This window comes from Limosilactobacillus equigenerosi DSM 18793 = JCM 14505 (assembly GCF_001311375.1).
Taxonomy (GTDB): domain Bacteria; phylum Bacillota; class Bacilli; order Lactobacillales; family Lactobacillaceae; genus Limosilactobacillus; species Limosilactobacillus equigenerosi.
Genome location: NZ_BBAS01000004.1, coordinates 108,838 through 117,288 on the forward strand (window position 1 = coordinate 108,838; position 8,451 = coordinate 117,288).

Consider the following 8,451-nt stretch of genomic DNA (forward strand, 5'->3'; position numbering starts at 1 on the left):
TATTATTTATTGGCGATTTAAAGCATATTAACGGTGTTCCGCTGGTTCCAAGGGGACGTAAGAATGTCGGCGAAAGGAAATTTGCATTATGCGTCAAAATCAATTATTAGAAAAGATCACTGCTAGCCAATTACGTAGTGACATTCCTGACTTCCGTGCCGGGGACACGGTCCGGGTTAACGCCTTGATCGTTGAAGGTACGCGTGAACGGGTTCAAGTATTCGAAGGTGTTGTTATCAAGCGCCACGGTGCCGGAATCAACGCTACGTACACGGTACGTAAGATCAGTAACGGGGTTGGTGTGGAACGGACTTTCCCACTTCACTCACCTCGGGTAGAAAAGATCGAAGTTGTTCGTCAAGGTAAGGTTCGTCGGGCTAAGCTCTACTACTTACGTGAACGAACTGGTAAAAGCGCTCGTATTGCCGAACGGCGTCGAGGCTAAAACCACTCAAAACCCTGCTGTGGCGGGGTTTTTCTTTTGCAAAAAAAATAATAAAAAAACTCCCTATCGATGAATGATCATCGTTTTGGGAGCAAAATGGGAGCAAACTGATTAAAGTTTGTCCAAAGCTGGGATAACTTTTTCCATTGCTTTTTCCGTTACGTGTAAATAAATTTCGTTAGTAATGCGGCTATCGTTATGGCCAACACGTTGCTGGATGACGTAAAGTGGAACTCCTAGCTCTGCTAATTTAGAAATATGCGTGTGCCTGAAGATGTGCGAGCTAAGTGGCTTGTTAATCTTCAGGTCTTTTTTTTATTCCACGTAGAAAAGTATTTATTGCGGTTGTTTGGATTGGAGTTTGATTGCTTGTTGAAAAAAATAAATGGATCATTACCATGTTCAATTTCTCGTTGTTTGTAAATCTCAACTGCTCGTGGTGATAAAATGATAGTTCTCATTCCGGCCGCCGTTTTTGTTCGGCTGGTTTTGCTTTGAAGTTCAATTGGGATATGGTTGTAATCAAGCGTTCCAGTTATTTTAAGATAGTATTTACCATCTTTTTTTATAAACATCATCAAATGATAAGCTGGCGCTTTCGCCAAAACGTGTGCCGGTTTGATAAAGCCATTCGCATAACTGAGCGTATGTTTCATTCCTTGAATAAGCCTCCTCAAGAAATGATTGTAATTCTTCTTCTTCTAAAAATTTGTTAGCTGTCGAACTTTTAATTTCATCATTTCGATAAGTGAGTTCAACTTTCTCAACAGGATTGTTGAGTAAGTAGTTTTTCTTTTTAGCAAATTTAAATAATTGTCCAATATGATTTTTGTACCTAGATGCGTACGAATTACTAATTGGATCTGGACGATAAAGTAAGGATTCAATAAATTCTGTTATGAGTTCAGGAGTAATGTTTGCAATCAGTGCATCAGAACCGATTTCTTTTTCAAAATTCTTTAAAGTAGTGACGTGGCTGTAATATGTTGATGAGCGAACACGGTTTTTGTAATATGCCAAATATTCATCAATTAATCGACCAAGCAATACTTCATCAAGTATTCCCTCTGAAGAATACCTTGCCATTATTTCATCGATTTTATGATTAAGAACGGCGGATGCCTCTTTAATAGATTGACGACTTCCTGTTTCCATAGTTACAGAAACATATTTGAGTTTACCTGTTAACGGATCTCTGTAACGTTCTTTAAACCGCCATTTATCTCCTCGTTTTTCTTTCCACATTAAGGCACCTCCTTAATTTATAAGGCGCATTGGTTATGACAATCATTACAGTAGTAGTCAGTCTTACCGGTTTTCTTGCCGGCAAAACCAGCTAATAATCCAATACCACCAGTTAAAACGGCACCACCGACAGCTTGCCGACTGAGAAACCTTTGCGATCAATACCCATGATTTGTAAATCCGTACTTCCACAAAATGGGCATTTAGGCAATTCCAAACCATTTTCCTGTGTAGCAGTTTCTTTAACATTGCCGTTTTCGTCAATTTTAGAAGTGAATAAGGATGATGGCATTTTTGATAAGGCTTTAACTAATTTAGAAATTGATTGAGATCGTTCGTTACCAGTTACTTTGCACCAGCAATCATAATGAATGCCACCATCAATTAAATCGTAAACAGGTTTTGAGAATTTATCTTCAACACCACAAATACAACAAACAATCTTTTTCATAATTTTCTCCTTAACTTGCTAATACTTGACGTACTAAATGATCATATTTAAACGGAATACCGAATAAGCTACAAAAACGAATTGAATTATCAGTAGGAATGTCATTAGCGTCGCAATACTTCCTTAGTAAATGCAATGCTGTGAATGACGCTGCCATTTCAGCTTGAGGGCTGTGAATGTCGTCCTGGTTAATCACGTGGCCAATTTCATGAGCGATTATAAAGGGAATCTCGTTAGGATCATGCCAATTAGCGTTAATGATGATTAACTTAGCTTGCGGGAAACTAGTGGACGGGGTGTCTGGACTAAGTAATTTAGTTTGCTCAACCGAAATTCCTTTCTTAAATGCAAAATTGTAGAGCCAGCTAATTAGGTCGGACATTTAAATACCCCTTGATGATCCCCCGAATAGTTTCACGGTCGGCATCCGTGATTGGACGACCTTCGTATTGTTGCATTTGATTAATTAATTCGTCTACCGTTTTTTTCTTTACTATCGATATTTTCTTTTTTTAGATCCAAGTAAGTAATCGGTTGAGATGTTAAAGATTTCTGCTAAGCGGGTAACAGCCCCGCTGGTTGGTTCGGCTTTGTTGTTTTCCCAAGCAGTGATAGTTGTTTGAGAAACTCCGACTAATCTTCCGAGTTCGGTTTGAGACATTCTTTTTTTCTTTACGCAAATCTTTAATTCTAGTCCCAATCATTTTTATTACCTCTTTTTATTAATTGTTGTTACTAGAATATTAACATTTCTTAATATAAGAAATAAAGAAATAGCAAAAAAATTAATAAAAGTTATTGACATATTAAGTAAACTTAATATAATGGTATTTGTAAGGTTGATACAGACCTTAACAAAGCAGGGAAGGAGGTGGTACGATGCCAGAACCTAATTTACGGATGTTGCGTTACAGCAAAGGATTATCTCAGAAAGAGCTAGCTAAGGCTATTGGGTGAGTCAGACAACAGTTACTTTGTGGGAACAAGGGAAATCTAAGCCCAGTTTGGGAAGTGCGGTTAAATTAGCCAATTTTTACGCGGTTGATTTAACGGTTATTTCTAATGCAATAAATTATCATTTTAGTTAATAAAGTTACGTATGTTTATTAATTTTAATTAATAAAGGAGGTAAAGATGGAATTACAAGAATTTACAAACGGAAGCATTAAGTTGCCAGTTAAGGAAGTTAATGGAGATATTTACATTGATGCTGAAAAAGCATCGATTGGGAATCTTGAAAGGAGGCGGTTTAATAGATGAATCAACATCGGTACCAACTAAATAAAACCGAATTCATCGAAGAATGGAGCATGTCGCCAACGACATACTCTCGACGGATGAATTGGATAAAAGAGAATTATCCAAAGTGGTTTCTGGTTTACTTGCCGGATCACATGATTGACATTCGGGAATACCAAAAAGCCATGACATTTATGGCACAACAAAAGTGGGAATCCAAAATGGACACCCACTTCAAATTAAGGAGGGTTAAATGAAAATTAAAAAGTCTATCTCCAATACGGCTTATATGTTAGCCGGAATTTGGACAACCTGGACAATCACGTCTGGGCACACAACAGTACTTGGGATGACACTCATTCCGATGTTCATCATCTTGTGGCTTTGTTCACTCGATGAACAAGGTTGGGAAGAATTGAAAGGAGGTTGGTTTGATTAATGGAATTGCATAAGTTAAAGACGATTAGGACGGCATTCTTAATCCTGCTTGGAATGATTACATGGAATTCAGTAGTTAGCTGGTGGAGCAACTGGCTAACACTTGCATTGATTGTAATCGACATTTTATGTGTGTTGATTACATTTGCAGTAACAAAAAAAAGCGACCCAACAAAATTGAGTCGTAAAGAAAATAACCTTAGGAGAAAGTTTAACACATGAATGAAAATACGACAACACCATCACAAGTTTGGCTGGAGGCGGGAACAAATCCGGATGCCAGACAATTATTGAAGAAAATGTCGGACAACCTGTTTAAAGCGCAATGCGTTGTGAACGACATTGTTAGTCACAAACATTCAGCGGACGAAGAACAACGACTAGTAACTACGCTTGAACAGTTATCAGCGATTTCAACGTTTCAAGCCGGGGAAATGAAACATATTTTATCAGGAGAATAACCATGACAATGAACCAATTACAACAATCATTTGAAAACAAGGAAGTGATTTTTAAAGCGGGTGGTGAAGAAGTTAAATTGACCGCTGGAACTGTTAAGAATTATCTAGTGTCAGGTAACGAATCAGTAACAGACCAAGAAGTAGCAATGTTTATTAACTTGTGCAAGTATCAACACTTAAATCCATTTTTGAATGAAGCTTACTTGATTAAGTTTAAAGGACGACCAGCGCAAATTATTACTTCGAAAGAAGCATTCATGAAACGTGCTGAAAGCAACCCTCACTATCGAGGTTCGAAAGCTGGTGTGATTGTTCTTCGAAATAATGAAATCATTTATATGAATGGTGCTTTTACTTTACCAAACGACCAAATTGTAGGCGGATGGGCAGAAGTAAAACGTGATGATAGAGATGATCCGGTACACATTGAAATTTCAATTAGAGAGTTTGGCAAAGGCCAAGCAACATGGAAAGCGATGCCAGCGAACATGATTCGCAAAACGGCGTTGGTTAACGCATTACGTGAAGCGTTTCCTGATTCACTTGGTTCGCTTTACACAGAAGACGATAAGCATGATTTTTCACAACCACGCCAAGTGGATGTGCAAGAAGCTCCAACCAAGGCAACCGAAAGTACAGCAGAATTGTTAGCTGATTTTAAAGCTAGCAAGGAACAAGAAGAGGAACAGCCCAAACCAGTTGAACCAGTAGAAGAAGATAGCGACCAAATGGGGTTGTTTGAAGCAACGTTAGGTGGTGAAGATTAATGGAACTCACGCAAAATAATTACTATGCACACGAAACAGATTATCATTACTTAAGCTTTAGCCTGTACAAGGATTTTATGAAATGTGAAGCGGCAGCGTTAGCAAAACTTAAGGAGGACTGGCAACCTACGTCAAATCCAACACCACTGTTAGTCGGAAATTATGTTCACTCAACTTTTGAGAGTGAACAAGCTCATGAAAAATGGCTTAATCGTTCAGAATTAGGCGATAAAACCAATCGGGAGCTAATGATGACTAAGCCTACAAAAAAAGACCCAGATGGTCACTTGAGGGCTGAATTTAAATTAGCTGACGAGATGATTAAAACGTTAAAAGACGATGATTTATTTAACTTCGTTTACCAACCAGGTGATGGAGAAAAAGAAGTGATCGTCACCGGGAAAATGGACGGCATTCAGTGGAAGGGAAAAATTGATAGTTTGAACCTTGAACGTGGATATTTTGTTGATTTGAAAACAGTCGATGATATTCACAAGAAACACTGGATTGCGGATGAAAGCCGATGGGGTAATTTTATTGAAAGTCGGGGCTATGTAATGCAAATGGCAATCTATAAGGAACTTATCAAGCAAACATTTGGTGTTGATTGTCAGCCTTATATGTTCGCAGTAAGTAAACAAACCCCACCAGATAAGATGGCATTTGATTTCCAAGGTGATGCAATCTTCCAAATGGAAGAAGCAATTCAACAGATTAAAGAAAATCAAGGAAACATTATAGAAGTGATGACAGGAGAAGAAAAACCAAAATATTGCGGAAAGTGTGAATATTGCCGGTCAACAAAAAAAATTAAATGGATTTATCCACGCAACAGAAATTGATTTCGACTAAAGGAGGGACACACGTTGAGTGCAACAGTAATTTTTAACGGTCGGTTAACTGCTGACCCAAACCAACAACAAACAAATAGTGGAACGGAAGTAGCTAATATCCGTGTGGCCGTAAATGAAAGTCGCAAGGATCAAAACGGTAACTATCCAGCTACATTTTTTAATGTTTCAGTTTGGGGTAAACCAGCTGAATTTGTTATGAAATTTTTCCATAAAGGCGACCCAATTACAGTTATTGGAGAACTAACGACACGTGAATATCAATCACAAGGACAAAATCGGACATCATTAGATGTAAATGCCTGGCACGTTGAATTTGTGCCAGCACGCTCAACCTATGATGGGCAAGGACAACCAGCGCAAAATGCAGGTTATACAAATAGCCCAAATCAAGGCTTTTCTACACCTCAAAATAATCAATGGGTAAATTATAGCCAACCGGCACAAAACGGCATAGGAAACCAATTTGGTGGCAATGGCGTAGGAAGTGATCCACGGGATCCAGGAATGATGGGCCCGAACTATGTAGAACGAGCAATAGACACGTCCAACTTACCATTTGGAAATCAGCCACAACCTCAACAGTCGGAAACGGAACAAACAACGCTGGATGATGTGCCATTTTAAGAGGCTAGATTATGACTGTTAGGAAAATAAGTAATCAAAACAGAGATTTTAAAGGCGTTTGGATTCCAGCTAAATTTTGGTTGGATGAAAACTTAAAACCGATGGAAATGTTGTTCTTAGTTGAGATTGATAGTTTAGATTCTGGCGACCGTGGTTGTTTTGCAAGCAATAAGCATTTTTTCAGAATTCTTTGGATTAACTCCTGGACGTTGTTCTCAAATCATACAGTCATTGCAAAAAAAGGATATATCAAGATTGAATATGTTAGAGACGGAAAGCAAATAATCAATCGTTCAATACGGGTAGTTAGTAATTTAAATACCCCCGTTAATAAATTAAAGGGGGGTGTTAAGAATGCTAAAGGGGGTATATAGAAAATTGTAAAGAGAGTAATACAGACTTTAGTAATACATATATAAACACTACTACTACTACTTTATATATAAGGCGAATTAAGAATCAGGATATGATCCAATACCTTAATTCGGTTGATGATGAATTAGTAGAGTGGATTACCAGCGAAACTGAAAAAGCACCGCAGCCAAGCCAGCGGTACTTTGAATCAATCGTTAAACGGTTGATGAGCATTAATGCGATGACGGTTCAGGATGCGACAAAACAGGATGAGAATCCAATACCAAAAATTGAGTTGATTAAGTTAGCAGATTAAAAGCGAGGTGATTAAGTAATGCGAAATTCAGTAAACGTATACGTTGTACTTGACCGCTGGGCTGCGTGGGGTGATGAGGCGGTGGCATTCATTACTACAGATTATGACGAAATCAGGGCGTGGGCGGAAGAGATTAATTACACCTACGAAGATGATTACTGGGTAGAAGAAGTGCTGCTGTCAAGATCAGATGTACAAGCAATGGCAGAACAGCTCAAGATGAAAGTATTAGACAACAAAGATTAAGGAGACAAAATATGAACAAGAACGTGAATTCGATTATTCAAGTAAACGACGGAAAGTATGCAGTAACGGAAACGTTAGAGCAAATTCAAGAACAATCACAAAAAGGAAAATTGTTGTTCCTGCATGCAAATGAATCAGACAGCAATAAAATTCATCCGGTTTTAGTTAATGTTAATGAAGTTACAGTAGCTATGAGCGCTAAAGAAGTAAAAGAAGCAACTCATTCTATGGCGCAGAAAATTGAAACCGAAGCGGGTGGCGAGGAATTTTTGAAAGGTTTTGCCGCTTATTTGTATAACAAATTTAATGATTAGGAGTAGACGATGATTAATAAAGATGAATTTATTAAAAGCGTTGATGAGCTAGGCTATTCGCTTGATTATGATATGCCAAATCAAACGTGTTTTATCGTAAACAACAAAGGTGAAGCACTAGTATTGATTAGCTATGACTATCATTTTGGGCGATCATATAACCTTTATCCTTCATTTGAAAAACTTGGCAAATACTATCAAATCAAGCTGGATGAATTAATCATCGAGACTGATTTTAGCTTTCTAATTAGTAGGTGAGCTTGGATGATTAACAAGTACAAAATAGCCAAAAAAATCACCTACAAAGGTCAGAAGTACGATTCAGAAAAAGAACTTAAATTTTATAAGCGGTATCTGGAGCCGTTAGGTGACCGAGTACTTAATCATCCGACTTATGTTGTGCGAGATAGCTACACGCTAGGAGGTTACAAAGGACGGAAACGAACATATTCGCCGGACTTTGTTGTTTTAGCCCCTGACGGCACGATAGAGCACGTTTACGATGTTAAGGCAGGCATTACAGAAAAGACGCTTAAAAGCGGTCAGACAAGCGGAAAAGTGTACATTGACGCAAGCATGAAGAAGTCTATTGACGATTACCAACGAAAATACAATCATCCAGTGGAGCTGGTTGCAGTTTATGCGCACGATTTCAGAATGACAATCATTAACACGACTGTTTCAGTTGGGGTTTATT

Annotated in this window: 20 protein-coding genes; 15 read left to right on the forward strand and 5 right to left on the reverse strand. The window is 38.2% G+C overall.

Annotated elements, in window-relative coordinates; all coding sequences use genetic code 11:
* The first annotated feature begins 88 nt into the window (after positions 1–88).
* Positions 89–445 (forward strand): 50S ribosomal protein L19, encoded by a 357-nt coding sequence (rplS, locus tag JCM14505_RS03425; protein ID WP_054652948.1) that lies wholly within the window; start codon positions 89–91, stop codon positions 443–445.
* Between the two features lie 111 nt (positions 446–556).
* Here the strand turns inward: rplS and JCM14505_RS09455 are convergent, their stop codons facing one another.
* From JCM14505_RS09455 to JCM14505_RS08930, 5 genes are all read right to left on the reverse strand, one after another.
* On the reverse strand, positions 557–751 hold the full coding sequence (locus JCM14505_RS09455; protein WP_225352245.1) for a tyrosine-type recombinase/integrase: 195 nt from the start codon (positions 749–751) through the stop codon (positions 557–559).
* 246 nt (positions 752–997) lie between these two features.
* Positions 998–1,690, reverse strand: a complete 693-nt coding sequence (locus JCM14505_RS09195; RefSeq protein WP_054652952.1) for a tyrosine-type recombinase/integrase — start codon at positions 1,688–1,690, stop codon at positions 998–1,000.
* Between the two features lie 112 nt (positions 1,691–1,802).
* The gene (locus JCM14505_RS09110) at positions 1,803–2,141 is read right to left on the reverse strand and encodes a hypothetical protein (RefSeq protein ID WP_054652954.1); all 339 of its coding nucleotides are present in this window, start codon (positions 2,139–2,141) and stop codon (positions 1,803–1,805) included.
* Between the two features lie 10 nt (positions 2,142–2,151).
* Positions 2,152–2,523, reverse strand: coding sequence for an ImmA/IrrE family metallo-endopeptidase (locus JCM14505_RS03445; protein ID WP_054652956.1), 372 nt, complete (start codon positions 2,521–2,523; stop codon positions 2,152–2,154).
* Between the two features lie 111 nt (positions 2,524–2,634).
* Positions 2,635–2,802: a helix-turn-helix domain-containing protein gene (locus tag JCM14505_RS08930; protein WP_263848938.1), complete on the reverse strand. Its 168-nt coding sequence runs from the start codon at positions 2,800–2,802 to the stop codon at positions 2,635–2,637.
* A 292-nt stretch (positions 2,803–3,094) separates the two neighbouring features.
* On the opposite strand from JCM14505_RS08930, the gene JCM14505_RS10335 reads away from it, so the two are divergent.
* The 14 genes from JCM14505_RS10335 to JCM14505_RS03515 all read left to right on the forward strand — a co-directional run.
* Entirely contained in the window at positions 3,095–3,229 is a 135-nt protein-coding gene (locus JCM14505_RS10335; RefSeq protein ID WP_082405606.1) for a helix-turn-helix domain-containing protein, read from the forward strand.
* Positions 3,230–3,275: 46 nt separating this feature from the next.
* Positions 3,276–3,401 (forward strand): hypothetical protein, encoded by a 126-nt coding sequence (locus tag JCM14505_RS09935; RefSeq protein ID WP_263848939.1) that lies wholly within the window; start codon positions 3,276–3,278, stop codon positions 3,399–3,401.
* The gene (locus tag JCM14505_RS03455) at positions 3,398–3,637 is read left to right on the forward strand and encodes a hypothetical protein (RefSeq protein WP_054652958.1); all 240 of its coding nucleotides are present in this window, start codon (positions 3,398–3,400) and stop codon (positions 3,635–3,637) included. Before JCM14505_RS09935 ends, JCM14505_RS03455 begins: the two co-directional genes overlap by 4 nt.
* A complete protein-coding gene (locus tag JCM14505_RS03460; protein ID WP_054652959.1) occupies positions 3,634–3,819 on the forward strand; it encodes a hypothetical protein in 186 nt (61 codons plus the stop codon). The genes JCM14505_RS03455 and JCM14505_RS03460 overlap by 4 nt, the downstream gene beginning before the upstream one ends.
* A 217-nt stretch (positions 3,820–4,036) precedes the next feature.
* Complete coding sequence (locus JCM14505_RS03470) at positions 4,037–4,279, forward strand: hypothetical protein (protein ID WP_054652963.1); 243 nt, start codon at positions 4,037–4,039, stop codon at positions 4,277–4,279.
* A gap of 2 nt (positions 4,280–4,281) precedes the next feature.
* The gene (bet, locus tag JCM14505_RS03475) at positions 4,282–5,046 is read left to right on the forward strand and encodes a phage recombination protein Bet (protein ID WP_225352242.1); all 765 of its coding nucleotides are present in this window, start codon (positions 4,282–4,284) and stop codon (positions 5,044–5,046) included.
* Positions 5,046–5,888, forward strand: coding sequence for a PD-(D/E)XK nuclease-like domain-containing protein (locus tag JCM14505_RS03480; RefSeq protein WP_156249822.1), 843 nt, complete (start codon positions 5,046–5,048; stop codon positions 5,886–5,888). The genes bet and JCM14505_RS03480 overlap by 1 nt, the downstream gene beginning before the upstream one ends.
* A 24-nt stretch (positions 5,889–5,912) precedes the next feature.
* On the forward strand, positions 5,913–6,524 hold the full coding sequence (locus tag JCM14505_RS03485) for a single-stranded DNA-binding protein (RefSeq protein ID WP_054652965.1): 612 nt from the start codon (positions 5,913–5,915) through the stop codon (positions 6,522–6,524).
* Between the two features lie 11 nt (positions 6,525–6,535).
* A complete protein-coding gene (locus tag JCM14505_RS03490; RefSeq protein ID WP_054652967.1) occupies positions 6,536–6,898 on the forward strand; it encodes a hypothetical protein in 363 nt (120 codons plus the stop codon).
* Between the two features lie 92 nt (positions 6,899–6,990).
* Positions 6,991–7,194, forward strand: a complete 204-nt coding sequence (locus JCM14505_RS03495; protein WP_054652969.1) for a hypothetical protein — start codon at positions 6,991–6,993, stop codon at positions 7,192–7,194.
* A gap of 18 nt (positions 7,195–7,212) precedes the next feature.
* The gene (locus JCM14505_RS03500) at positions 7,213–7,440 is read left to right on the forward strand and encodes a hypothetical protein (RefSeq protein WP_054652971.1); all 228 of its coding nucleotides are present in this window, start codon (positions 7,213–7,215) and stop codon (positions 7,438–7,440) included.
* Between the two features lie 11 nt (positions 7,441–7,451).
* Complete coding sequence (locus tag JCM14505_RS03505; RefSeq protein WP_054652973.1) at positions 7,452–7,754, forward strand: hypothetical protein; 303 nt, start codon at positions 7,452–7,454, stop codon at positions 7,752–7,754.
* A 9-nt stretch (positions 7,755–7,763) separates the two neighbouring features.
* On the forward strand, positions 7,764–8,012 hold the full coding sequence (locus JCM14505_RS03510; protein ID WP_054652975.1) for a hypothetical protein: 249 nt from the start codon (positions 7,764–7,766) through the stop codon (positions 8,010–8,012).
* 6 nt (positions 8,013–8,018) lie between these two features.
* A partial coding sequence (locus JCM14505_RS03515) for a DUF1064 domain-containing protein (RefSeq protein ID WP_054652977.1) occupies positions 8,019–8,451 on the forward strand: 433 nt, incomplete at its 3' end.

What these genes read in the sequence shown, in the direction of transcription:
- rplS (WP_054652948.1), top strand. Translation starts at nt 89, where the DNA reads ATGCGTCAAAATCAATTATTAGAAAAGATCACTGCTAGCCAATTACGT.
- JCM14505_RS09195 (WP_054652952.1), bottom strand. Translation starts at nt 1,690, where the DNA reads ATGTGGAAAGAAAAACGAGGAGATAAATGGCGGTTTAAAGAACGTTAC.
- JCM14505_RS09110 (WP_054652954.1), bottom strand. Translation starts at nt 2,141, where the DNA reads ATGAAAAAGATTGTTTGTTGTATTTGTGGTGTTGAAGATAAATTCTCA.
- JCM14505_RS03445 (WP_054652956.1), bottom strand. Translation starts at nt 2,523, where the DNA reads ATGTCCGACCTAATTAGCTGGCTCTACAATTTTGCATTTAAGAAAGGA.
- JCM14505_RS08930 (WP_263848938.1), bottom strand. Translation starts at nt 2,802, where the DNA reads ATGTCTCAAACCGAACTCGGAAGATTAGTCGGAGTTTCTCAAACAACT.
- JCM14505_RS09935 (WP_263848939.1), top strand. Translation starts at nt 3,276, where the DNA reads ATGGAATTACAAGAATTTACAAACGGAAGCATTAAGTTGCCAGTTAAG.
- JCM14505_RS03455 (WP_054652958.1), top strand. Translation starts at nt 3,398, where the DNA reads ATGAATCAACATCGGTACCAACTAAATAAAACCGAATTCATCGAAGAA.
- JCM14505_RS03460 (WP_054652959.1), top strand. Translation starts at nt 3,634, where the DNA reads ATGAAAATTAAAAAGTCTATCTCCAATACGGCTTATATGTTAGCCGGA.
- JCM14505_RS03470 (WP_054652963.1), top strand. Translation starts at nt 4,037, where the DNA reads ATGAATGAAAATACGACAACACCATCACAAGTTTGGCTGGAGGCGGGA.
- bet (WP_225352242.1), top strand. Translation starts at nt 4,282, where the DNA reads ATGACAATGAACCAATTACAACAATCATTTGAAAACAAGGAAGTGATT.
- JCM14505_RS03480 (WP_156249822.1), top strand. Translation starts at nt 5,046, where the DNA reads ATGGAACTCACGCAAAATAATTACTATGCACACGAAACAGATTATCAT.
- JCM14505_RS03490 (WP_054652967.1), top strand. Translation starts at nt 6,536, where the DNA reads ATGACTGTTAGGAAAATAAGTAATCAAAACAGAGATTTTAAAGGCGTT.
- JCM14505_RS03495 (WP_054652969.1), top strand. Translation starts at nt 6,991, where the DNA reads ATGATCCAATACCTTAATTCGGTTGATGATGAATTAGTAGAGTGGATT.
- JCM14505_RS03500 (WP_054652971.1), top strand. Translation starts at nt 7,213, where the DNA reads ATGCGAAATTCAGTAAACGTATACGTTGTACTTGACCGCTGGGCTGCG.
- JCM14505_RS03505 (WP_054652973.1), top strand. Translation starts at nt 7,452, where the DNA reads ATGAACAAGAACGTGAATTCGATTATTCAAGTAAACGACGGAAAGTAT.
- JCM14505_RS03510 (WP_054652975.1), top strand. Translation starts at nt 7,764, where the DNA reads ATGATTAATAAAGATGAATTTATTAAAAGCGTTGATGAGCTAGGCTAT.